22 protein-coding genes are annotated in these 24,707 nt (G+C 55.0%); 12 read left to right on the top strand and 10 right to left on the bottom strand.

From position 1 onward, the window contains the following. Nucleotides 1-11: 11 nt before the first annotated feature. Together QTO31_RS17060 and QTO31_RS17055 are read left to right on the top strand one after the other, a co-directional pair. Complete coding sequence (locus tag QTO31_RS17060; protein WP_028458487.1) at nt 12-335, top strand: hypothetical protein; 324 nt, start codon at nt 12-14, stop codon at nt 333-335. 85 nt (nt 336-420) lie between these two features. Further along, nucleotides 421-876: a SufE family protein gene (locus QTO31_RS17055; protein WP_301430270.1), complete on the top strand. Its 456-nt coding sequence runs from the start codon at nt 421-423 to the stop codon at nt 874-876. Here QTO31_RS17055 and QTO31_RS17050 read toward each other — a convergent pair. After that, nucleotides 873-1,073 (bottom strand): hypothetical protein, encoded by a 201-nt coding sequence (locus tag QTO31_RS17050; RefSeq protein ID WP_031460281.1) that lies wholly within the window; start codon nt 1,071-1,073, stop codon nt 873-875. The genes QTO31_RS17055 and QTO31_RS17050 overlap by 4 nt on opposite strands. Before the next feature lie 146 nt (nt 1,074-1,219). On the opposite strand from QTO31_RS17050, the gene QTO31_RS17045 reads away from it, so the two are divergent. After that, nucleotides 1,220-2,692, top strand: coding sequence for an aldehyde dehydrogenase family protein (locus QTO31_RS17045; RefSeq protein WP_301430269.1), 1,473 nt, complete (start codon nt 1,220-1,222; stop codon nt 2,690-2,692). Between the two features lie 435 nt (nt 2,693-3,127). Next, entirely contained in the window at nt 3,128-4,072 is a 945-nt protein-coding gene (locus QTO31_RS17040; protein WP_301430268.1) for an MBL fold metallo-hydrolase, read from the top strand. 55 nt (nt 4,073-4,127) lie between these two features. On the opposite strand, the gene QTO31_RS17035 is transcribed toward QTO31_RS17040, so the two are convergent. The 6 genes from QTO31_RS17035 to QTO31_RS17010 form a co-directional block, all read right to left on the bottom strand. Further along, nucleotides 4,128-5,318: a M20 family metallopeptidase gene (locus QTO31_RS17035; protein ID WP_301430267.1), complete on the bottom strand. Its 1,191-nt coding sequence runs from the start codon at nt 5,316-5,318 to the stop codon at nt 4,128-4,130. After that, nucleotides 5,284-6,852: a PAS domain S-box protein gene (locus QTO31_RS17030; protein WP_051871160.1), complete on the bottom strand. Its 1,569-nt coding sequence runs from the start codon at nt 6,850-6,852 to the stop codon at nt 5,284-5,286. The genes QTO31_RS17035 and QTO31_RS17030 overlap by 35 nt, the downstream gene beginning before the upstream one ends. Nucleotides 6,853-7,055: 203 nt before the next feature. After that, nucleotides 7,056-7,688, bottom strand: a complete 633-nt coding sequence (locus QTO31_RS17025; protein ID WP_301430301.1) for a glucosaminidase domain-containing protein — start codon at nt 7,686-7,688, stop codon at nt 7,056-7,058. A gap of 17 nt (nt 7,689-7,705) precedes the next feature. Next, a complete protein-coding gene (locus QTO31_RS17020; protein ID WP_031460287.1) occupies nt 7,706-9,883 on the bottom strand; it encodes an HD family phosphohydrolase in 2,178 nt (725 codons plus the stop codon). A gap of 22 nt (nt 9,884-9,905) precedes the next feature. Beyond that, nucleotides 9,906-10,457 carry a GatB/YqeY domain-containing protein gene (locus QTO31_RS17015; RefSeq protein ID WP_031460288.1) on the bottom strand — a complete coding sequence of 184 codons (552 nt, stop codon included), beginning with the start codon at nt 10,455-10,457 and terminating at the stop codon, nt 9,906-9,908. 24 nt (nt 10,458-10,481) lie between these two features. Next, a complete protein-coding gene (locus QTO31_RS17010; RefSeq protein WP_031460289.1) occupies nt 10,482-11,111 on the bottom strand; it encodes a guanylate kinase in 630 nt (209 codons plus the stop codon). Between the two features lie 60 nt (nt 11,112-11,171). Between QTO31_RS17010 and QTO31_RS17005 the strand changes: the two genes are divergently transcribed. From QTO31_RS17005 to QTO31_RS16995, 3 genes are all read left to right on the top strand, one after another. Next, nucleotides 11,172-12,914: an NFACT family protein gene (locus tag QTO31_RS17005; protein WP_301430266.1), complete on the top strand. Its 1,743-nt coding sequence runs from the start codon at nt 11,172-11,174 to the stop codon at nt 12,912-12,914. Between the two features lie 82 nt (nt 12,915-12,996). Then, nucleotides 12,997-13,233 (top strand): ferredoxin, encoded by a 237-nt coding sequence (locus tag QTO31_RS17000; RefSeq protein WP_028458476.1) that lies wholly within the window; start codon nt 12,997-12,999, stop codon nt 13,231-13,233. Nucleotides 13,234-13,409: 176 nt separating this feature from the next. Further along, a complete protein-coding gene (locus QTO31_RS16995) occupies nt 13,410-13,619 on the top strand; it encodes a hypothetical protein (protein ID WP_301430265.1) in 210 nt (69 codons plus the stop codon). On the opposite strand, the gene apaG is transcribed toward QTO31_RS16995, so the two are convergent. Beyond that, nucleotides 13,611-14,030 (bottom strand): Co2+/Mg2+ efflux protein ApaG, encoded by a 420-nt coding sequence (apaG, locus tag QTO31_RS16990; RefSeq protein WP_301430263.1) that lies wholly within the window; start codon nt 14,028-14,030, stop codon nt 13,611-13,613. The genes QTO31_RS16995 and apaG overlap by 9 nt on opposite strands. A gap of 127 nt (nt 14,031-14,157) precedes the next feature. Beyond that, nucleotides 14,158-16,539: an alpha/beta hydrolase family protein gene (locus QTO31_RS16985; RefSeq protein ID WP_301430262.1), complete on the bottom strand. Its 2,382-nt coding sequence runs from the start codon at nt 16,537-16,539 to the stop codon at nt 14,158-14,160. A 119-nt stretch (nt 16,540-16,658) separates the two neighbouring features. Here QTO31_RS16985 and QTO31_RS16980 point away from each other — a divergent pair, with 119 nt between their 5' ends. Further along, nucleotides 16,659-18,050 carry an LCP family protein gene (locus QTO31_RS16980; protein ID WP_301430260.1) on the top strand — a complete coding sequence of 464 codons (1,392 nt, stop codon included), beginning with the start codon at nt 16,659-16,661 and terminating at the stop codon, nt 18,048-18,050. 101 nt (nt 18,051-18,151) lie between these two features. On the opposite strand, the gene QTO31_RS16975 is transcribed toward QTO31_RS16980, so the two are convergent. Beyond that, nucleotides 18,152-18,955 (bottom strand): [LysW]-aminoadipate kinase, encoded by an 804-nt coding sequence (locus QTO31_RS16975; protein WP_031460295.1) that lies wholly within the window; start codon nt 18,953-18,955, stop codon nt 18,152-18,154. Between the two features lie 1,964 nt (nt 18,956-20,919). On the opposite strand from QTO31_RS16975, the gene QTO31_RS16970 reads away from it, so the two are divergent. From QTO31_RS16970 to QTO31_RS16955, 4 genes are all read left to right on the top strand, one after another. Beyond that, nucleotides 20,920-21,180, top strand: a complete 261-nt coding sequence (locus QTO31_RS16970) for an FmdB family zinc ribbon protein (protein ID WP_031460988.1) — start codon at nt 20,920-20,922, stop codon at nt 21,178-21,180. Nucleotides 21,181-21,457: 277 nt separating this feature from the next. Further along, complete coding sequence (gene epsC, locus QTO31_RS16965) at nt 21,458-22,228, top strand: serine O-acetyltransferase EpsC (protein ID WP_031460987.1); 771 nt, start codon at nt 21,458-21,460, stop codon at nt 22,226-22,228. A 42-nt stretch (nt 22,229-22,270) separates the two neighbouring features. After that, a complete protein-coding gene (gene cysS / locus QTO31_RS16960) occupies nt 22,271-23,689 on the top strand; it encodes a cysteine--tRNA ligase (RefSeq protein WP_301430259.1) in 1,419 nt (472 codons plus the stop codon). Nucleotides 23,690-23,721: 32 nt separating this feature from the next. Continuing rightward, nucleotides 23,722-24,705 (top strand): 50S ribosomal protein L11 methyltransferase, encoded by a 984-nt coding sequence (locus QTO31_RS16955; RefSeq protein ID WP_301430257.1) that lies wholly within the window; start codon nt 23,722-23,724, stop codon nt 24,703-24,705. Nucleotides 24,706-24,707: the final 2 nt, after the last annotated feature.

Below are 24,707 nucleotides of genomic sequence, written 5' to 3'. Positions count from 1 at the left end.
GGAGAACTTGCATGGCAGGCGAATTGGAGAACTCGATCCGTAGTGCAGCGGCGAGAGTTGCTGCTTATGTTGCCGATGCCGCAGTGATGGAGGTAACAACCTCCTACAAGGTTGTTGGCCCAACCGCTACTGCCGAAGAAGAACGACCAGCGGCCAAAACAATCATTCGACTCGATGGTGATTGCCACACAACGGTACCAATGCGTGAGGGGCCAGGAGGGATGCTGGAAGTTGACAGTGGTCTGTTCGAGATTCATCAGGCAAATGTGGCAACTGCCACCGAATATCGGGCGCGCGTGCTGGCAGCATTAATTGGACTTTTGCAACGCAGGTAATCGATGCGAGATAGTGCTCAATCGTGCTAACGTATTAACGTATTGGCAACAACTGTTGTTACTTTGGTATCGCTGAGGTAGTTTTATGAATGATAGCCCCTTCATTCCGCGAAGATTGGCCGAAATCGTTGCTGAATTTCGCGCAGCCAGTCGTGAAGAGAAACTAGAATTATTATTGGAATTTTCTGAGCAGCTTCCGCCCTTACCTCCCGACCTGAAAGACCATCAGGGTATGGAACAGGTTCACGAATGTATGTCCCCGGTCTTTGTTGTCGCACAGCGAGAGGGTGAACGAATCGTCTATCACATTGACGTACCGCCCGAAGCGCCAACTATCCGCGGTTTTGCCGCTATCTTACGAACAGGACTGGAAGGATTAACACCTGCCCAGGTACTGGCGGTATCAAGTGATTTCATCCAACAGATGGGGCTGCACCAGGTGCTCAGCCCGCAACGGCTCAATGGCATCAGCGCACTTCTTGTCTATCTGAAACGTCAGGCGCTGCGCCTGATCGAGCAAGCGGAGACAGGCAAGCATTAAACCCGCGCACTGCGCAGGGCCTGGGCAATGGTGTTGAAGACCACCGCCGGTCGGCGACCATCGGCAATACCGAGACGGTAGAGTAATGCACGACGGTAGACATGCGGTGAAGACGGAGCCAATCGGCAACGCCGACGACGCCCGTAACCGGTTGTGAGCGCGTGGATCTGTTCATCGGAAAAGAGGCGGATGATCATTTGACATCTCCATCATTTGTGCACTAGCTCACAATCTTACCATTACTATAGGAATGACTATACGCCTCGTCAAGTCGATAATGACGGAAATTTCCTGTGCAATTATTGTCAATATCCTAAACACAGAAGAGTGACAAGGAGGTCCTATGCCATCAATGCTCATTAACGGTCAATGGCAGGCTGCAACGCAGGGAGAGGTCTTTCCGGTACACAATCCGGCGACGGAAGAGGTGATCGATTATGTACCACGGGCAACTGCGGCCGATGCCGAGCAGGCAATGATTGCTGCTGAACGAGCATTTCGCGAGTGGCGAAAAGTTACTGCCCACGACAAGGCGCACATCCTGCACGAGATTGCGCATAAGATGCGTGCGCACGCCGAAGAACTGGCTACGCTGCTGACCCTTGAGGGCGGGAAGCCGTTGGTCGAAAATCGCGACGAAATCGGCTGGTGTGCAGCCTGTTTCGACTATTACGCAGAATTACAGCGCAATACTCGTGGCCGGGTGATCCCATCGGTTGAGCCGAGCCAACTGGCCATGGTGTTGAAAGAGCCATACGGCGTTGTAGCCGCAATTGTCCCGTGGAACTATCCATTGTTGTTGATGTCGTGGAAGGTTGCGCCTGCACTAGCAGCGGGGAATACCGTTGTGCTCAAGCCGAGCGAAATGACCCCGCTGGCAACGTTACGTTTTGCCGAGTTGTGTTGTGACCACGTACCGCCCGGCGTGCTCAATATCATTACCGGTTTTGGTGATGTTGGCCGTGAGCTGGTCGTTAGTCCGCGTACACAGATGATAGCCTTCACCGGTAGTTTCGCTACCGGGCGTGAGATCGCTCGCCTGGCGGCCGAGCGCGTCAAGAAGACTCACCTTGAGTTAGGTGGCAAGGATGCGTTCATTGTTGCCGAAGATGCCGATCTCGATGTCGCAGTACCCGGTGTGGCCTGGGCAGCGCTCCTGAATGCAGGTCAGGTATGCACCAGCACTGAACGGGTGTACGTCCATGAGTCGATTGCCCGCCCCTTTACCGAGCGTCTGGTAGAGTTTGTGCGCTCGTTGCGTCTGGGGCCTGGAATGGACCCCGATACTGACATTGGCCCGCTTATCGGCGAGAAGTACCGGGCGAAGGTCGAAGATCACGTCGAAGAGGCGCGGGCACGGGGTGCAACGATCCTGACCGGCGGACGACGGCCACCTCAGTTTTCACGGGGCTTTTTCTACGAGCCAACCGTCCTGACCAATGTTGATCACAGTTTCCGTATTATGCGTGAAGAGACGTTCGGCCCAACGATCCCAATCATGACCTATCGTACCTTTGACGAAGCTATCGAGCTGGTCAACGATTGTGATTACGGCTTGGGCGCGAACCTCTATACCAACGACCCCCGTAAGGTCAAGCAATACTATGAGGAAGTCAAAGCTGGTACGTGTTGGGTCAATGATCCGCTCACCGACAACGATGCCGGTCCATTTGGTGGAATGAAGTTTAGTGGTGGTGCGCGTGAACTGGGTGAAGAGGGATTAGAGGAGTTTCTCGAAACAAAGCACGTCCACTGGGATTTCACGATGGTGCGGAAACCGTGGTGGTATCCGTATGGCAAAGGGAAGCAATCATAAACGTTAAGAGAGACGTGAGGCGCTCGCGCCTCACGTCTCAGGTGCTCAAAGTCGTTGAGGAGCACCGATCATGCCCACTATTGTGCGAAGAGGTGGCTTACACTCCTTGCCCTCTCACCTTCCTTCTATTCGCCTGAGAGGCAAGGATGGGTGCAAAGGGGATTCACCGCCGTTCCACAGCAGACGACGAGGGAGGGTGCTGTGAAAGCATTTCTCCCGTTCTCTTCTCATTTCTTGTGCCGCTCAGCGAGCCAGCGGCCCGTGCTCTCAGGGGAATGGGGGTAGGACGGGGCATCATCATAAGCAGATGTCAGGGAATGTGCAGACGTTCACCGAGAACTACGTCAGATTTGTCAGACGATCACTTACCGTATGTTACAATGACACCCGCTGCTATTTGCCGGACACGTGGTTGAAAGGCTGATCGATACAGGTATGGAAATTTACCCCACTCCGCATAACGTCGCGTTGATCGATGTCCATCATCTTGGTCGTTCGCATGTGATTGGCGCCTTCTTGTTACTCGGCGATGAACCAGCGTTGGTCGATCCGGGGCCGGCCAGTACAATCCCTGCGCTGCGGGCAGGATTAAGTAGCTATGGCTTAACCGTTACCGACTTGCGCGCCATCGTGCTGACCCATATCCATCTCGATCACGCTGGAGCAACTGGCTTACTTGTCGCAGAGAACCCGCATCTGGTCGTGCACGTCCACGAACGGGGCGCCCCTCACCTGATCGATCCGTCGCGGTTACTGAATAGTGCTACGCAGCTTTACGGCGATCGGATGGCAACCCTGTGGGGCGACGTGCGCCCGATTGCTGCTGAGCGGATTCGCACCTATACTGGCGGCGAGACATTATCGCTCAGAGGACATCCGCTACGCGCTTTTGATGCTCCTGGTCACGCCAAGCATCATCTCATCTGGCTCGACGAAGCAAACGGTGCAGCATTTGTTGGTGATAATACCGGTGTTCGATTGCCAGGAGTACGGATGACGCGGCCGGCCACTCCGCCACCCGATGTTGACCTCGATGCCTGGGCACAGACACACGATCTCCTGGAACAGTTACGGCCACAATGGTTGTGTCTGACTCACTTTGGCGCTTACGATGATGTTGCCTTTCATCTGACCGACGCTCGTTTGCGGTTACGTCAATGGGCCGAAATCGTCCGCCAGAGTCTGCTGGCCGGCCACGATGAAGCAACCGGCGTGGCTGCGCTGGAAAAAGCACTGGCCCTTGAGGCAGCTACCCTGTCGCCCTCTGAGCAGACGGCAATCCTTCAGCAGACTGGGCCGCTAATCTTGAGTTGGCGGGGATTAGCCAGGTACTGGCACAAATCCGGTGCGTTAGACAAGGGGCATGTTGCACAGAACTGAATCCGGCAAACGTACCGCGCCCGCAAGTCTTACCTGCGGGCACGATACTGACATCCTATAACTTCACCTCGCCGCGCAAGAAACGTAGTGCTGTTTCGGCCAGGATCGCAGTTCCAATCGGCAATGCGCGTTCATCTATGTCGAAGATCGGGGTATGGTGGCCTCGCACAATCCCGTCATCGATAGCTGCTCCTAGCATCAACATTGCGCCAGGCGCCTGCCTGGTCATGTAAGCAAAATCTTCTGCCCCCATGCCGGTACGCGAGCGGTCAATCGCGTCAGGGCCGAGAAAATCACCGGCCACGTTGCTCATCCACTCCGCAACGCGCTCATCATTCCAGCCAGCAGGGTATCCGCGTGTAATAGTCACCTCGGCACTACCGCCAAACGCTTCCGCCACGGCAAACGCACGCTCGACTTCGTATGCCAGTTTCTGCCGCACCTCTTCACTGAAACTGCGGAGCGTTCCTTGCACAAAAATTTCGCTCGGTATCACATTTGAAGCGTGACCACCACGCACGGTTCCAACACTCAGAATCGCTGGCTCCATCGGATTAATCAACCGTGAGCGAATCCCGAACAGCGCATTCAACACGTGTGACAACATAAAGACCGGATCGGTGCCGAGATGGGGGTACGCGCCATGACCACCGGTACCGCGGATATAGCCCTTAAAATCATCCACTGCGGCTGATGTCCAGCCTCCCCGAATGGTCACCTGACCAACCGGCAGCGTGGAGTCAACATGCAGTGCAATGACGGCATCAACTCCTTCTAACGCGCCCTCCTCGACCATTCGCAGACCACCACTCTTCACCTCGTCGTCCCAACTCTCTTCAGATGGTTGGAAAAGGAAACGCACCCGACCACGCAGATGTTCAGCCGCAAAGCGTTCACGCAAGAGATGGGCAGCGCCAAGCAACATCGCAGTGTGTGCATCATGACCGCAGGCGTGCATCACTCCTGGATTCGTGGACGCATAAGCAACCTGATTCTCTTCCTGGATTGGCAAAGCATCCATATCGGCCCGAATCGCGATCACCGGACCATCGCCATCCCCTAGCTCACCGATAACACCGGTCTTAGCAACACCGGTTTTGACAGTAATCCCGCCAATTTCGTGAAGCGTATCGGCAACTAACGCTGCCGTGCGATGTTCCTGGAAACCGAGTTCGGGATGAGCGTGAATGTCGCGGCGAATGCGAATGATCTCATCTGCCAAAGCCTGCGCTCGTTCGAGCATCATAGTGATCTCCTTGTCTGACACGTTGCACTGCGGATCGCGCACGAGATTGACGGCCAAGCGCATACATAACGCCGTCTTGCAGGGTTGCCAGTGTGCGAATATGACTCAAATCGAGTCCCAATCCAACGATAGTTTGCGCAACCTCTGGGCGGATACCGGTCAACAAAACTTCTGCCCCCAACAGACGCACCGCCTGAGCCGAGCGTAAGAGTGTATTGGCAACCTGGGTATCAACAACCGGCACACCAGTGACATCGAGGATCACTATCTGCGCACCGGTTGTATTGACGCCTTCCAGTAAGGTTTCGATGACCTGTTGCGCACGGTGGCTGTCGATACTTCCGATCAACGGCATTGCAATCACCCCGTGCATAATCGGCACAATCGGGGTGCTCAATTCGCGGAGGGCAGCCTGTTGGGCGGCAATGATCCGTTCGCTCAGTGCCTGACGTTCTTCGGCGGCCTGGCGTTCGGCGGTGACATCGCTAATGAAGCCTTCAATAGCTTCCAGTTCACCATCATCATCGAAAACACCAATGCCACGTTCCCACAACCAGCGGATGCTGCCATCGGCATGCCGGATCCGGTACAAGACCTCAAACTGACGGCGCTGCGCAAGAGCCGTTTTGACACTTTCGCGCACCGCATCGCGATCTTCAGGAAGGATCAAGTCACCAAAATAACGACGCGGTGGCTGATTGCCAACAGCGATAAAATCGCTCGCTGGGTAACCGGTGACAGCAAGCACCCCTTCACTCATAAACTCTGCTACCCAGCGCTCCTTTTTGTAGACCCGATAGGCAATACCGGGCAAATTACTCATGAGCCTCGCAAGACGCTGCTGACTTTCGCGTAACGCCTCTTCGGCACGAATTTGTTCGGTAATATCCTCGGTTTGCGAAAGCCAACCGGCGACTCGTCCGTCAGGGTGGTACAGGACAGCGTTGTACCACTGACAGATAATAATCCGGCCATCTTTCGTAATATTGGCATTGCGACTATTCTTTGCCTGGCCACTCAGTAATGCGCTGACAACCTCTTCAACCTGTTCGCGAGCAATATTAGGTACTAGGAGTTCAATAGCATTCTTTCCAATGGCCTCTGCTGCACTCCAACCAAAAATTCGTTCGGCTGCCGGGTTCCAGCGTGTGATTATCCCATGCTCGTTCGCTTCTAGTGTTGCCAGCGGTGAAGTGAGAAAACTCTGTTCAAGGCGCTGATTGAGCATATGCTCGCGACGTAGGAGGGTCTCTTCCTCAAGAATTAATTTCTCCTGCGCCTGCGCGACAATATCTGCAATTGGCCCAGCAGCATCAGGGTGATCGGCCAGAAGCGTCGTAGCCTGACGACGAACAGCATCGAGTCGGCGAAAACTGGCGCTGATCGAGCCATTTGATTGAACAATCGTCAAGAGATGAGAAGGGTCACCGGTACTGAGTGAATCGGCTAGTGCGACGAGCAGTGGCCGGTCGGCAGATGGGGAAGAAGTGCTACGTGCGCGTAGCATGTCGGCAATCGCAAGAGGTGATGTCATAGCAGGTACGCTTCTGTCGCTAGCTGAATGCTTATGTGTAACAAGTATCGTTAGTATAACATAACTACCAAAACTGGGTTTTTGAGCAAGCGCTGCAACGAGAGCACTGCCTGAAGGAGAGAGAGCACGACGCCCCAGATATTGGTTCGTCGTTTCGCCGCAAACGAGGAGCTTGATCAGCGATCGGGATGTTCAGATCGGCTCTACGTCAGGGGAACTGCCAGAATCTGATTCGCAATCCGCGCAATCGCTTCACCGTAATTATGGCCGGGATTGGCCCACCCGGCACCCTGCGCACCGAGCGGATTATGGGCACGACCCAATTGCTTGATCGTGCGTGCGCTTCCTCGAAAGGCTCGTGGGAATGAGCGATAGCTAAGCGCTTTGGCAATCAAGGCCCGTTGCGGTGGGGTTTCACTTCCTTCTGGCAAGGCATACGCAAGCAAACGACCTACCTGTGCCGGAATGGCATCGTCAGCCCAGGTCGCAAAACTTAGCCCGGCTTCCCAACGCTGGCGTTGTGTGTTATATGCCCATCCACGCAGATCGGCCGGTTGCTGCGTCTGCCACTGACCGGTAACTCCAATTCCCGCCGGGTTGCGTCGTGGTCGCTGGCTCCAGAAACTGGTTAAATTGCCAGTCTCGTGGATCATCTGAGCAACAGCGATCAGCGGATCAACACCTACCGGTAGACATATCTTCACGTATGCCGGAATAATTACATCGGCAATATCCTTTTCAGTATATTCACCATGCGGTCGGCTCAGAATGTAACGACTCATCTGATCCATTGCCACGGTTTGCGGGCCAAGAATTGGGCTATCGGCGGTATACATCACAGGCTTGCTCCTGCTCAGTTGCGGATAAGCGATGGTGCATAATCAACTCGCGGATGATAGATCGATTGCAAATTGTTGACGAAAACATCCTTGATCTGCCGTAATTCGCGCATCGTCAGCGGAGCATCATTGAGTTCTCCTTCGCGCACACGAGCATCAATAATCGATTGAACCAGCTCATCAAGGGTGACTATCCCATTAGGTGTACCTTCGGCAGATTCGTTGTTCCGTCTGGCAATAAGTTTCCCATGTTGAGCCTTCGCCCGCACCGTCGCCTCTACCGAGTCGGCTAACATCAAGATGGCTTGTTCGCGAGTTTGGGGGCGTGGGCCTGGATAACGAAAATCACGTTCATCAACGTGATCGTACCGCTGCAAAGCCAGTTGATAAAAATGGCGTACCAGACCGGTACCATGGTGCGTTGCGATAAAATCGATAATCTGTTCCGGCAGTCCGGCAGCGCGTGCGATTTTGATCCCCTCACGGACATGGTCAATGATAATTTGTGCACTGGTATAAGGATCAAGATCATCGTGCACGTTTTCGCGGCCCATTTGGTTGTCGGTAAAGAAAGCCGGACGTATCGTCTTCCCAATATCATGGTAGTAAGCCGCCACGCGGAGCAAGAGAGCATCGGCCCCGATCGCCTCAGCCGCAGCCTCGGCCAGATTCCCCACTGCAACGCTATGATAATAGGTGCCTGGTGCTTCCCGAATCAGTTTCCGCAGCAACGGTCGTGATGGATGCGCCAGCTCCATTAATTGTAATGCTGTGACCTGCCCGGCCATCCGTCCGACAACGTTAAACAGGCCAAACGAGAGGATGGTGGTCAACCCGCCGTTGACGACAGCCGCCAGGAGGGTTGGTAACATCCAGCCGCCAAAACCGTTGATGGTAAAGATAGCCTGTTGATTGAGCCAGAACGTAACTTCAAGCCCGATCACCGTTGCGGTCACACCGAGACCGGCAATGAGAAATGAACGCAAGCGATCGGCACTGCGGGTCAGTAGCACAGCGCTGGTACAACTGGCAAAGAGCGTAGCGGCCAGGGTCAGATCATTCCCTTCCATCACGCCCACTACCAGCGCGGTCAGTAAACTCGTAGCAAAACCTATCTGACCGCCAAAAACAACCGTCGTGACCACTGCCAGAACGGCCAACGGAAAGAAAACCGGCCGTGTATCAGAGATCAGCAACATTAGACGTGCAAATACCAGCGTTATGATGATACTACTGCTCAAAACAAAGAGAGAACGGTGATGTGTAGCAATTTTGGGCTGAAACACGTGAAGATAGCCGATAATCCCAGCGACAAGCATCGCTGCCAGCAAAGCCTTGCCGAGCAATTCAGACCATCGCAATGGTCGTGGCATTGCCCCGGTAGCCTGAAGTTTTTCGATATGGGCTGGAGTGACAATCTCACCGGCACGGATGATCATCTCGCCGGCCAGCACCTTGACTTCAACCGGCGCTACCTGAGCTTGCGCGTTTGCCCGGCGCTCTTCGGTAGCGGCGGCATCCAGAGTACGATTGACCCGGAGAAACGCAGCCGTCATTGTTTGGGCCAGCTCACGCTGAGCCTCATCCAGCGATGTCGTTGCCAGCCAAAAACTCAGCCAGCGCTCGCGGAGCTGGTTGAGCGCCCGTTCATCAATCGCGTAATCGTACCGTTCGATAGCCCGGTCGTACAGATTAAGGATTGTCGTGCGTAGTAATGACCATGCTTCATCGTCGAGTTCTAGTATCAAGCGTGCCTGTTCGTTCGTGAGCTGGACATTAGCACTCGGCAGCTTGCTCAGTGCGCGGATGCGCTCGGCTGCGGAAAGTGTCGGATCGGTACGAATCCGACCGATGGTTTCAAGAAGGCTAAAAAGTTGTTGGCGTTGCTCAATTGGGATTTGAGGGTCGTTGAAGTAAACCAGGTTGTCAGGGTTGTTGGCAGCCTGTGCCCGACGTTCAGCAGTCAGCACCTCACTGGTATAGATAACATCGGTAGGCGAAGAAATGCTCAGCGGACTGGGCTGACCGACCTGTAAACCACCGGCATCGGGCAGTCTGAACGACAGGACTGCCCAGATTCCCGCCCAGAGTAAAAGCGCCGCCAGAAGGAGCCGTATCTGTCGACGTGAAAACGACAACCATTGTAGAGGTACAAACCAACGGGATAACCGGCGGTAAGAAAGAGCTTTCATAGGCGTACTCAACACTGTAGCCTTACCCGGTACTCAGCAGTTCACGGGCCACCTGACTCAGAATGCGGTTCTCGGCTCGACCCTTAAACCGTTCGAGGAGTACCGGCATGACCTTACCCATTGCTGATGGGCCACTGACCCCTAGTTCAGCAATCACTGCCGCCACCAATGGTCGTAATTCTTCAGGGCTGAGCATCTTAGGCAGATATTCGCTCAAGACGGCGATCTCAGCCTCTTCAGCAGCGGCCAGATCGGTCCGCCCGGCTTTCTGATAGATTTCTACCGCATCACGCCGACGCTTAATCTCGCGGGCAATTACTGCCTCTTGTTCAGCCTCGCTCAGTGCAGCGTGGCTATCAATCGAAAGGTTCGCTTTGGCAGCCTCAATCGCCGCCGGATCACCAGCATATCTGGCCTCAATTTCGGCAACTGCGGCATCAAAGCGCTGCTTAGCAGCGTCGAGTTGCGCAGCCTGAAGCGCAGCCCGCGCCGCGCGAATCGCGTTCACGCGCACCTTGTCACCAGCACGCATCGCATCTTTCAGATCGTTTGCCAAACGTTCCTGGATATTCATTCGCTGACTCCTTGTACGCTCAAACTAGAGGGAAATCCGTCGTGGATAAACGCGCGCTTTCTCGGCACTGATAATTGCGCGAATCTGACCAACCGTTTCATCAAGGCGGTCAGCATGATTGATAACCACGTAATCGAAGTTAGGTAACTGAGCCATTTCATCGTTGACCATCGCCAGACGCCGTTCGATTTCATCCGGCGATTCGGTACGTCGCAATAACAGACGGTGACGGAGTTCATCAATCGAGGCCGGTGCCAGAAAGATGAAGACAGCTTCTGGCGCGAGACGCTTAATGGTTGCCGCACCATCAACATTGATACGCAGGATCACATCCCGCCCACTTGCTATCGCCTGGCGAATCTCGAACTTAGGAATACCTTTATACTGGCCGTACACCTCAGCCCATTCCAGTAATTCGTCATTCTGGATCATCTCACGAAAGCGCTCAGTCGTCACAAAATGATAGTCAACGCCGTCAATCTCGCCCGGACGTTGCGGACGACTGTTCGCCGTCACGACAAAGTGAAACGGAAAACCCAACTCACGCATCCGCATCAGAACCGAGTCTTTACCTACCCCGGATGGCCCTGAAATGACGACGAGTAGCGGCTGTGGTGGTTTACCCTGTAATACCGGATTAAGCACCTGTTCCATGCCTGCGCCTGCTTGTGGTATCCTGCTGATGATATTGTGTACGTCTTGTGTTGTAACCGTATGTACTTCGATGCTCTGACATTAGCTGCCGTCGTGGAAGAATTACGCACTACGGTACTCTACGGACGGATTCAGCGCGTTGTTATGGTTGGACCTCTAACCATTGGATTAGAGGTGTACCGGCACGCCCGGCGCTATTATCTGCTGGCTTCAGCCGATGCACAGACTGCGCGAATTCATCTGATCAGTCAACGACCGACACGTGGCGTTGACGGTGAAACGCCCTTTCTCTTATTGTTACGCAAATACGTGCTCGGTGGTCGCATCATCAATATTGAACAGCCTCCCTATGAGCGGGTTGTTTTGTTCAGTATAGCGAAACCAATGGAGTCGCGCAAACTGACAAACGATCGCGACGAGTTAGTTGACGATGTTGACGACGATGACTCGGCATCGGTTGACAACATGTACCATTGCGATCTGGTGGTAGAACCACAAGACCGACGGAGTAACATCATCTTAGTTGATGATAATAACACTATTCTCGATGCGATCAAGCGGGTTTCACCCCGTATGAGTAGTCGCGTGATCCTACCGCGACAGGTGTATACGCTACCACCGGCTCCCGACAAACGTGATCCGTTACGAGCTACCGCGGCCGAGATTGCAGCGTTAACAGGTAATGACCCGGTAAAAGCCCTGGTCGGAGCATATCGGGGTGTCTCGCCACAAGTCGCCCGTGAAGTATTGACACGGGCCTGTGGTTCAATTCCGCAATCAACTCGGGAACTACCGGCCTACACCGTGGCTGCCCGTTTACGCGAGATATTTGCTGAACCACCAGCGCCTCATCTGATCAACGATGAGCAAGGTCCTATCGGGTTTGCGCCGTATCATCCCATCCATCTCCCCAATGCAACATCCATGCCTAGCATGAGTTCCGCACTTGAGGCCTTTTATACTGCCCGGCAGCAACCATTGGGACGTGATCGGCGACGTGAAGAGTTGCGAGAACGACTTCTCGCCAGCCGTGAACATATCGAGCGCCAGCGTGCTCAGATTGCTGCTGAGCTGAAGCGTGCCGCCGAGCTAGATCGCTTACGCTGGGAAGGCGAGATGATCTTCGCGTTCCTCCATCAATTACCGCCACGAGCCGGCGAATTGATCGTAGAGGGAGAGCGCATTGTTCTCGACCCAAACCGGTCACTTATTGAACAAGCCCAAGAGCGTTTCAAGGCGTATGAAAAAGCAAAGAGCGCTCGTAGCATTCTGCCCGAACGATTGGCAGAGGCCGAACAGCGCCTAGCCGGTCTTGATCAGTTGCTCGCCTTGCTAGAAATTGCCGATGAATCGCATCAGATCGATCTGATTGCAACCGAAGCGGAAGAGGCCGGTTATCTCCGTCCTTCAGCAACGCGCCGTCCTTCTTTGCGGTCACGGCCACTACAGATACGCTCGAGTGATGGCCTGCCGATCTATGTTGGCCGCACTGCCCGACAAAACGAAGAAGTGACCTTTCGTATCGCCCGCCCAACCGACTGGTGGTTACACGCCCGCCAGATTCACGGCGCCCATGTCATTATTCGCGCCGATAATCCGCCGCAACAGACGATTACCGAAGCAGCAGCACTGGCCGCTTACTATAGTCAGGCACGGCATGACGCGGCAGTAGAGGTTGATCTCTGTCGGCGTCGATCAGTTCGTAAGATACCTGGCGGTCCGCCAGGGTTGGTCAGTTACCATCCTGAACGTACCTTGCGCGTTAAACCACAACTTTGTGGCGAAGTGGTACAAAAGTGGTAGACGGGCCAATTCTGTCTGTAGTAGTCTGGAAGCAAACAACCATTGTATGGGTGATCGAAGCGTCAATAGGAAGGAGACATCTGTGCCATACGTTATTACTGAGCCGTGCATCGGCACGAAAGACGCCTCGTGCGTGGCGGTCTGTCCGGTGGATTGCATTTATGAGGGTGACGACCAGTATTACATCAACCCCGACGAATGCATTGATTGTGGCGCGTGCGAACCAGAATGCCCGGTCGAGGCCATCTTCGCCGATGACGCCGTACCAGAGCAGTGGAAGAGCTACATCGAGAAGAATCGCAAGTTCTTTGAGGGATAAGCGGTCAGGCGTTCGTAGGGGCGGGTTCTCCCCCCTACGAACGTGTCGTGAAGATAGAAGGTGCGTGATGAGAGGAAGAGGTAGCGATGGGAAACTCAACATCTGCCACCACCAGACCTGATCTGGCTCGCAAATGGAGGTTATCGCTGCCATTCTTGCCCAGAAAGTCCTCTGCTATGAACCAAGACCATTCATCGACCTGGCAGCGTCGCCTCCAGGCACTGCTAGAAGTACAACTGGCCCGCTTCCCCTGGATTATTCAGCTCCGTGCTACCTGGCGACTGCTCCGCGAGGAGCGACGCGACTGGCCATGGCTGCTGCCATTGCTGGCCGTTATTTTTGTGAGCACGTATCGAAGTGAACGAGCACGACGACGTTTATCGTAATAGGTCATCGTCGTCAATCATCTCAACATCAGCGATCAGATCAAAGCGCGGAATACTGGCAGCAAAGGTTTGGTTGTCGGGGGTGCGAAAGAAGTATTCTCCCTCCATCCATCCTCGTGGTGACTTAAGCACGCAGAAGCTTTGGTATTCATGCACATCACCAGGGCCGAGCGTTGGTTGTAAACCGACAACCCCATCACCCACAACTTCTTGCTCTTCACCACAGGAGTCATAGATCAACCAGCGCCGACGCATCAACTGCGCAGTACGTCGGCTAATGTTTTCGATCCGCACCTCGTAAGCGAAGACGTAGCGTTGCAACGGCGGAAACGAGTGCCCTGGCAGGTAATACGGGCGAACACTAATGCGCATTCCTTCGCTCAGACGATAATAAAATGGTCGTCGTATCATTGTCGTTATGCCGAATACAAACGAGATAGTCCTTCAAACGATCAGATGAAGATGACCAGAGTGCACGCACCTCTGGCCCGCCTTACGCAAACCTGGGTGCGCGCACATCCAGCTCGCCTCAATCCGCCTACTTCAAATGAGACCGGAACCAGGCAATCTGCTCTTGAGCAGCATAAAGCTGATTTTCCTTCATTGACAAACCATGACCCTCGTAGACAAAGCGTACCATTCGCGCTGGAACGCCACGGTTGACCAGTTGCAAATGGAAGTTCTCGTTCTGCACAATCGGTAAGAAATCATCGGTCCCGTGGAAGGTCAGTACTGCCGCTTTCACACGATCAGCACCATAACTCGGCGAGTCGTTGATGTATTCACGAAACGCCTTGTACGGCGGCAATCCCTCCATATATGGTACCAATGGGCCATTGCCTAATGTCCAATCACTAACCAGATCGATAAACGCGCACTGCGGATTGGCCGCAGTATACAGATCGGGATAGCGTACAATGCTCTGGAGCACGAAGTAGCCTCCATACGAACATCCGGTAATTCCCACCTTACCCCGCGCTGTCCAACCACGGGCAATCGCTTGTCGCACAACCTCGGCCTGTTCGTCAATATCGATCTGCCCGAAATTTGCCCGATCAACCAGCGAATTAAAGACTTCCGGCGTGTAGCCGTGACGACCGGCGAGCGGGGTGATCAGCAGCGCGAATCCGAATGAAGGAAGTAAGGCATACGGATTTTCGACATTAGCCTGCCACTGATTGATCATTGGTACATTCGGCCCACCCTCTTGCCAGACGATCAGGCGAACATTGCGCGGCGGAAACGGCGCATCCGCTGACTGAATCAGGGTCCCGACCCGCACCTGCCCGTTTCGCAGAGTAAAGGTCACTGGGTCTTGCCGTAAATTGGCCTCACGGCGCAACTCTTCGTTATACCAGGTCAGGCGCGCCAGCGCACTCCCATCCCAGCGCAAGCGGTAAATATCTGGCGGATCAGTGTATGAGGTATAGGTAAAGACAATCTGACGGGTACGGCTGCTGGTAGCGACAACATTGTAGTAGGCACCGGCACGGTCGGCGAGATTGCGTAATTCGCCGGATACGCGGTTGTAGTAATACGGATGACGGTTGCTGCCAACGACCCCGCGCACGATAATCTCATCAGGACTGACAAAATCGGCGATGCTAAATGCGAATGCGACATTACCACCAGAGAGCATTGGGTGACTGAATGTTCCGGTATGACGGAATTGACCATCGCTTCCCCGGTCATAAAACCGAAAACTAGTACGGGAAGCAAAACGCGGGTAATACACCGGATGGGTGCGCCCCTGTAAATACGCCGGATGATGGGCCTTGATCAGCAATGCCTGACCGCTAGGCGCCCAATCATGGGCTTCGAGGATCGGTGCACCGGGCACAGGATCGGGCCGAATCACCTGGGTTTGACCGCTGACAGAATCAATAACGTAAGTGTTATTGTTCTGAATGATCGGGTTCTGGGCCGGAGGCAGATTACCGGTCACGTCACGATACAACTCTTCGGAGAAGAGCGAACCAGCATAAAATCCACGTCCTTCAGCATCGGGAACACCAACAAACGAAACGGCAAGATTCCTGGAGTCGCTTGTCCAGGTTTCACCGAGTAACGAAGAAGCGTAAGGGATGCTGGTGATGTATCGTTCGCTCCTGGTAGTCGCATCATAGAGGAAAAGATCATATGGAGCACGGGTAACTTCAACCATATTATCTTCAGCCTGCTGCTGGAAGAGAAATCGGTGCAAGAGCTCGGAACGCCGTTGACGCAACAAATCGACACGCCGCTGAACTCGTGCTGGCAGTTCAATGCGATTGACGCGCAGCGCAATCGGTGAAGGGAGACCAAGCGTATGCCGAACGGTAAATGGCTTGAATGCTTCAGACTGAGCAGTATCCGGCTGTGGTGGTTCACGGAGGATAAGCCAGGTGGTCAGGTTTGGCGCAACTGAGACAATCCCGATATTTTCGTCGGGAATAGCAACCGGCTGCGTCGTAATAGCTCCGCTATACCGATCAATGGCAAGCGCGACAAAAGCGTCTTCATTACCGGACGCGAAGAAGTTTATCGCCAGTACACCCAGAGTACGCTCATCTTGCCAGCTAAAACGACCGAAGCCGAAGAACGGCAACGGAACAAAGAAGTCAAACACGGTAGTATCAACCGCAACGGTATCACCGGTTTCGATCTCAAGAAAGGCAATACCGTCCGCCGAACCGATCAACACTGCACCATCGTCAGGACTGATCCCACTTAACGCATTTGGATACTTTGCATCGTTCTGCAGACGATCAATACGTTCGATTTCTTCATCACTGAGCAGGTTCGGGGGCAGGTCTTTTTCATCACCAAATTGGTCAACATTTACGATATTATTGCGAATTGGCGCAGCAACGACAGGTGAAACCAGCCCGACGAGAGCGACCATCAATCCGATCCACCACACTCGGCGAGAGTGTCGCATTCATTTCTCCTTAATCTAAATCATGAAAAAGTGTATAGCGCCACGTTTTGTATCATAGCATATTGATCGGCGCAATGGTATATTATGGGTGTACTCTCAATACCTTTCATGGCATCCGTATGAACTGTAATGAAGCACGTGCCCTGCTGGCCGCCGGTATTCGTCCAGGCGCTGCGTCGACTACCAGACTCCGTTTGCAGGTTCACCTTAACCATTGTCCGACCTGTCGCGCAATCTGCGAACAGACCGATCAGGAGTTGCTGCTCCACTTACTAACGACCAGTCCGGTTCCACCTGAGCGATCATCTAAACTTCGTCGGCCAGGACGTATGATGCTGCTGGTACTGTTGGTGTTGTTTGCTGGTTGGCTAGGTTTTCAGACCGGTCGCGTTGTGCTGGCAGCAATAACCATCCGGCAGAACCTGGTGGCGATGCAACTACCGACGACGGCTGCTACTCCGACTCCGGCAATGGCGATGGTTGCATTCACAATGACACCGGTATCTCTGCCCGCGCCATCGGTGACCGCACAACCTCAACCCACGATTCATCGACCGGCCGATCCAACGGACGAGACCGCGACATTGACCCCGACCTCGTCTGTGCGTGATGTAGCAGTGGCTCCCTCGATAACCCCAATCCGTTTGCCGGGCATTGATGGTCGGATACCGGTACCGACATTGATGCCAACTGTTGGGGTAAACATACCGGCAAACGAGGCAATCCATATTCTGTTGCTGGGGAGTGATCGGCGGCCTGGCGAGAGTTGGGCTACTCGCACAGATGCCCTGATGGTTGTGCGGATCGAACCGGCCAACCGCCGCGTCGCATTGCTGTCGATACCGCGCGACCTGGTGGTTGAGATTCCCGGCTACGGCTATGGGCGCATTAATAGTGCCACGGTCTACGGTGAACAGAATCCGGCTCTCGGTGGGGCTGAGCTGGCGCGTCGTACTGTATCGAATCTCTTGGGAATACCGATCAACTACATTGTATGGGCCGATTTTACTGGCTTTGCAGCGGCAGTCGATGCGATTGGGGGGATTGAAGTTGAACTGCCACAGCCGATCTACGATCCTGCCTACCCGACAATGGATTATGGGATCACAACCGTCTACTTTCCCGCCGGCAAACAGTGGCTCAATGGCGATCAGGCATTGATACTGAGTCGCACCCGCCATGCCGACAGTGCATACGCCCGTGAAGCCCGTCAGCAAATGATCGTGATGGCGATTGCCCGACGCATCCGAGAACACGATCCGGTGCGTCAGGTCGAACTGGCAGCATTGGTTACTTCGTCCCTTCGCCCACATATCCGTACCGATCTTAGTGCCGACGATCTGTTGGGGCTGGCCTGGTCGCTACGTGACCTCGACCTGAATGCAGTAGAGCGCTTTGCGATTGGGCCAGACGAAGTGATCGAGGGCTTGATAGCCGACGATCCATATGCTCTGACCCCGCGACCCAATGCAATAACCGCTGTGGTACGAGCGTTTATTGGCAGAAAATAGGGGTAAGGCGATCAGGACAGGTGGCGAAGCCACTCTCGCCACACCGATAACAGGAAGCATTGCCAACGCGGCACGCTGCTTATCGTCGGTAAACGGTTATCTCAAACGATGTGGGTACCGCCCCCATTCAGTGCCTGACTGATACAGGCCGGTATGCGGGCATCGGCCAGAATGACACGCTGCACACCGCCAACCAGTGCTTCTTGAGCGCCGAGCAGTTTCTTTTTCATCCGACCAGCGGCATACGCCATATAAGCTTCGAGTTCAGTGCGCGGAATATGAGTGATCAGCGATGACTCATCGGGAAAATTGCGCAGCAAGCCCGGCACATTTGAAAGCAAGATCAACGTCTGGGCATGCAACGCCGCAGCAATAGCAGCGGCAGCGCGATCACCATCAACATTCAACGCTTCACCGGCAGTTGAGCAGGCCAGCGGAGCAATTACCGGCAAATACCCAGCATCGAGGAGTGATTGTAACAATGTGCTGTTCACTTGCTCGATAGTTCCGGTCCAGTCGTCACGCAGAATCATCTGCCGCCCCTGTTCGATCACCCTGATTGTCGACTTTCGCTTTCCAGACAGAATGCGACCATCAAGCCCACTGAGGCCGAGAGCCATTACCCCCCGCATCTGCAAGCGTTCAACCAGTTGCTTATTGATCAGGCCAGCAGTCGCCATCATAAAAATCTCGAGCGTTTGTCGGTCGGTATAGCGACTGGTGTGACCACCCGGCGACATCACGAATCGCGGCGGATGACCCAGTGCTTCACCCAGACGATTGGTCTGATCCGAACCTCCATGCACAAGAATGATACGCTCGTTGTGCTGCCAGCGTCCGGCAATATCATCACAGAGGGCATCGTAGTCGTTTCCAGCGCTACCACCGACCTTTACCACAAGCATTGTATTCCTCCTGAGCGATAGCGATGTAAAATACAGAACGTTACGTATTCTACCCTAACTCTGGAAGTGCCACTGTCAGCAGAAGATAAGTGAGAGAGTGATCAGAAACTCGTGATTTTGATCGTGTGCTTAGCAGGGGCGATCCTGCGCCTACATCTTTCAACGATACCGCGTTCACGATCCCCCCTCTCCCGCAGCGCGGGAGCGGGGCTGGGGGTGCGAGCGGCCCGCAGCTCTGTCTTTCACCGCGTTGGTAGGGACGGGTTTCAAACCGGCTGGTTGGGTTAACGACGGCAGAAGCGGGCGACGGCTGTCTTTCATCGCGTTGGTAGGGACGGGTTTCAACCCCGTCCCTCCTAGCGTATTTCTGAGACAGACGTGGAGGCCACCGCAAGGCCCGCAGCGCGGGAGCGGGGCTGGGGGTGCGGGCGGCCCGCCGCTCTGTCTTTCATCGCGTTGGTAGGGACGGGTTTCAAACCGGCTGGTTGGGTTAACGACGGCAGAAGCGGGCGACGGCTGTCTTTCACCGCGTTGGTAGGGACGGGTTTCAAACCCGTCCCTCCTAGCGTATTTCTGAGACAGACGTGGAGGCCACCGCAAGGCCCGCAGCGCGGGAGCGAGGCTGGGGGTGCGGGCGGCCCGCCGCTCTGTCTTTCACCGCGTTGGTAGGGACGGGTTTCAAACCGGCTGGTTGGGTTAACGACGGCAGAAGCGGGCGACGGCTGTCTTTCATCGCGTTGGTAGGGACGGGTTTCAAACCCGTCCCTACTAGCGATTTCTGAGACAGACGTGGAGGCCACCGCAAGGCCCGCAGCGCGGGAGCGGGGCTGGGGGTGCGGGCGACCCGCAGCTCTGTCTTTCACCGCGTTGGTAGGGACGGGTTTCAACCCCGTCCCTCCTAGTGTATTTCTGAGACAGACGTGGAGGCTACCGCAAGGCCCGCAGCGCGGGAGCGAGGCTGGGGGTGAGGGCGACCCGCAGCTCTGTCTTTCACCGCGTTGGTAGGGACGGGTTTCAACCCCGTCCCTCCTAGCGTATTTCTGAGACAGACGTGGAGGCCACTGCAAGGCCCGCAGCGCGGGAGCGGGGCTGGGGGTGCGGGCGACCCGCAGCTCTGTCTTTCACCGCGTTGGTAGGGACGGGTTTCAAACCGTTAGCGTCGCTTCGCCAACGTCTGCATCTGCGAGCACTGTCTTTCACCGCGTTGGTAGGGACGGGTTTCAACCCCGTCCCTCCTAGCGATTTCTGAGACAGACGTGGAGGCCACCGCAAGGCCCGCAGCGCGGGAGCGGGGCTGGGGGTGCGGGCGACCCGCAGCTCTGTCTTTCACCGCGTTGGTAGGGACGGGTTTCAAACCGGCTGGTTGGGTTAACGACGGCAGAAGCGGGCGACGGCTGTCTTTCATCGCGTTGGTAGGGACGGGTTTCAAACCCGTCCCTACTAGCGATTTCTGAGACAGACGTGGAGGCCACCGCAAGGCCCGCAGCGCGGGAGCGGGGCTGGGGGTGCGGGCGACCCGCAGCTCTGTCTTTCACCGCGTTGGTAGGGACGGGTTTCAACCCCGTCCCTCCTAGCGTATTTCTGAGACAGACGTGGAGGCCACCGCAAGGCCCGCAGCGCGGGAGCGGGGCTGGGGGTGCGGGCGACCCCCTCACCCAATGGCTGCGCACGGTACGTTCCCGATAAGAAATCCGGGTTTTTGATCAGGCTCTGAGAGCGGCTGACTTCCGACCTGCCGCAACCTCCGCTGAGGGATGGTGAGAGGGAAAGCAGAGCATTGTAAGTTCTCGCCAAACTCAGCAGTAATGAGACGTGAGCGGTGCTTCTTAACAGAATTGGTATGAAGCTGAGAACGCTGAAAACTCCTGGTTTTAACATTCCTCTTATTGCGCATCCCGATACTCTGGGGTACAATACAGTGTGTGATACATCAAACAACGATCAAGGGAGGTTGAAACAGCGCTATGCCAACCTACGTGTACGCCTGTGATGCCTGTGGTAAGCAATTTGAACAATTCCAGAGCTTTAAAGATGAGCCGCTGACCGTCTGTCTCTGCGGTCAGGCTGGTCGGGTGCGCCGGGTGATTCAGCCGGCAGGCATTGTCTTTAAAGGTTCGGGATGGTATATCACCGATAGCCGTAACTCGAGCAGTGGTTCGGTTACCGGCAACAGTGCAGGCAAAGGTGATACGAGTGATACCAAGAGCGACACCAGTGACGACTAATAACCTTTCCGCGCAACGCAGTGCACTCCTGCACCACACCGAATGGTCTTACCCTCAACGGGAGCAGGGTGCGGCCTCTCACCTTATTGCTCAATCGCTCTCTGTTCTCTCCTCCCCCCTCTGCGGGTGTTACTGTCGTTAGGGGCGCTGTCTGAAGTGGCGGCGCCCCTCCTTACCCATGAACCGGTCTGCGCACCACTGCGCAAGCCCGGTTCTTCGTGCATTTGTCTGTCGGTACGTTGGCCATTCGCATTTATCGCTTCAGCGGAGTAATCCGATGGGTCTTTCACATGCACTATGCGTCTTGCGCGACGATATTCGCGCTATTTTTAAGAATGATCCGGCGGCACGTAATCTGGCCGAGGTGTTGCTTTACCCCGGTTTACACGCCATTATTCTGCATCGCCTGGCCCATGCGCTCTACCGTCGGAACATCCCTTTTATTCCACGACTGATTTCGCAGATCAGTCGCTTCCTCACCGGTATCGAAATTCATCCCGGCGCCCGAATCGGGCGCGGTTTTTTCATCGACCACGGGATGGGGGTGGTCATCGGAGAAACTGCCGAGATCGGTGATTGGGTGATGTTGTACCAGGGGGTCACGTTAGGCGGTACCGGTAAACAAACCGGCAAGCGTCATCCAACAGTAGAAGATGAAGTGGTGATCGGTGTCGGGGCCATCGTGCTCGGCGCCATCACCATCGGCAAAGGGGCACGAATCGGCGGCGGTGCGGTCGTTGTTAAAGATGTCCCCCCCCACACAACGGCGGTGGGTGTACCGGCTCGGATTGTTGCCAGACGCGACCCGGTTACCGGTCAGTCGCGCCGGATCGAACCGTTGCCCGACCCAGAGGGCGAGATGCTTCGTGGCCTGCACGATAAGATTCTGGAACTCGAGCTGCGGATCGCCGATCTCGAAGCAGCTACGCATGTTCACCACGAGGAGCATCGGTTAAAATACAATGCGTTACCTGATCAACTCTGGCAAACACTCTTGAATGACTCGGCTCCTATCGAAGAAGAGTATAATCAAGGTGCCGGGATTTGAAAGGCCAGTCCGTCGGCAACGTATGTAATGTAGCGAGTTCGTATGACTATTCAACTCTACAACACTCTGACCCGTCGGCTCGAACCACTCGAGACGATTGAACCCGGTGTAGTGCGGATGTATGTGTGTGGCGTGACCCCTTACGATGAAGCACATATTGGTCACGCGATGTCGGCCATCGTCTTCGATGTTATCCGCCGCTACCTCGAGTTTCGTGGGTATCAGGTTCGGCATATTGTAAACTTCACCGATATTGATGACAAGGTTATCGCCCGTGCCAATGCCCTGGGGCAAGACCCACTGACACTGTCGGGGCAGTATGCAGCCGAGTTTCTGACCCAGTTGCAGGCAATGAATGTCTTACCGGCGACGACATATCCCCGCGTCTCTACAACAATGCCGGCTATCATTGCCTTCGTGCAGGGATTGATCGAACGCGGCTATGCTTACGTGGTCGACGGTGATGTTTATTTTCGGGTTCGGCGCGATGAAGACTATGGAAAGCTCTCTGGTCGTTCACTTGATGAGATGCTGAGCGGTACGCGCTTTGAAGTCGATCCACGCAAAGAATCACCGGCTGACTTTGCCCTCTGGAAGGCAGCCCGCCCTGGTGAACCAGCCTGGGATAGCCCATGGGGACCAGGCCGGCCTGGATGGCATATCGAATGCTCGGCGATGGCGATGGAATATCTTGGCCCGCAGATCGATATTCATGGTGGCGGTACTGACCTGATCTTCCCCCATCACGAAAACGAGATTGCCCAGAGTGAGAGTCTGACCGGTCAATGCTTTGCCCGCTACTGGGTTCACAATGGGATGCTGCAACTGGTCAACCCCCAAACCCGGCAGGTCGAAAAGATGTCGAAGTCGCTGGGTAATGTCGTGACTATTGCCGATTTTCTCAGCCGTTACGATGCCGATGTCTTTCGGCTCATCGTCTTGAGCAGTTCGTACCGCAGTCCACTAACGTACAACGATGAGATTGCGGCTGATAATCAGCGCAAACTCGAACGACTGCTCTCAGCACTGGCACCGGCAACCGGTACGATCCGTGAAGGCCCGGCGGTAACTGCCCTCCAGGAGGCAGCGACACTTGCCCGCCAGCGTTTTATAACGGCAATGGATAACGACTTTAACAGCCCGGCGGCACTGGCAGCCCTGTTCGATCTGGTACGGGCAATCAATGCCGCACGCGATGCCGGCCTAGCTGATGACATCCTGGCAATCGGGCAGCAGACCTTGCGCGAACTGGCCGGTGTCCTCGGTTTACGTCTGCAACCACGACAGCAGACAACCAATGCCGAAGTTACGCCGTTTATCGACTTGCTGGTGGAGGTACGTAGCGAATTGCGGAAAGCAAAACAGTTCGCACTGGCCGATCTGGTGCGCAACCGCTTGAATGAACTGGGAGTGATTCTGGAAGACGGGCCACAGGGAACGCGCTGGAAGTGGGATCGGTAAGGCGCTGATGTCCAAGAGGGAGCAACGTCGGTATGCAGACAACCTCATGGCTTGAAATTGCGGTAGAGGTCGATCCAGAATCGGTTGAGACTGTTGCCGAGATATTGGCTCGCTACGGCTACAACGGTGGAGTCGTGATCGAACAGGGCTGGATCGCCGGTGACGAAGGGCCAGAGTTTCAGTATGATCCTCATCGTCCGGTTTGGTTGCGTACCTATCTGCCACTCAATGCGCAGGTCGAAGAGACGCGCCAACAGATTGAGCATGCGCTCTGGCATGTTCATCAGATTCGTCCGCTGGGGCCGATCCAGACCCGTACTCTGGCCGAAGAGGATTGGGCCAACGCCTGGAAACAATTTTATTCGGTCATGCGGGTAGGCAAACGAACGATCATCGTACCGTCTTGGCTGGAATATCAACCACAACCCGACGATATTGTACTGTTGCTCGATCCAGGTATGGCTTTTGGTACCGGTCTGCATCCGACGACCCGTCTCTGCCTGAACTTGCTCGAACAACTGGTACAACCAGGGCAAGACGTGCTCGATCTCGGTACCGGTTCTGGGATTCTCGCCATTGCAGCCGCTAAACTCGGCGCCGGTCGGGTACTGGCCCTCGATAACGATCCGATTGCAGTACGAGTGGCGCAGGAAAATATTGATCGCAATCGGGTTGGGAATACGGTAACTGTGGCTGAAGGAAGTCTTGGGGTTGGTCAGGCAATGGGGCACTGGCTCTCGGGTGATTTTGGCCCGCCCGAACCAGACCCTGCCCTGCACGAACACGGCCTGCAAGCCACGTTCGATCTGATAGCGGCCAACCTCATTGCCAGAGTGCTGATCACGCTTGCACCCGATCTGGCAACCGCACTCAAGCCTAGGGGTCTGCTCATTAGTAGTGGTATCATCGATGTTAAAGAAGAAGAGGTAGCAGCCGCCTTTACCGCAGCCGGCCTCCAACCGATTGCGCGCCATGTGGAAGGCGAATGGGTGGCACTGGTACATCGCCGAATATAACG

Source organism: Chloroflexus sp. MS-CIW-1 (genome assembly GCF_030444705.1).
Taxonomy (GTDB): Bacteria; Chloroflexota; Chloroflexia; order Chloroflexales; family Chloroflexaceae; genus Chloroflexus.
This window is presented reverse-complemented; position numbering and strand designations above follow the sequence as displayed.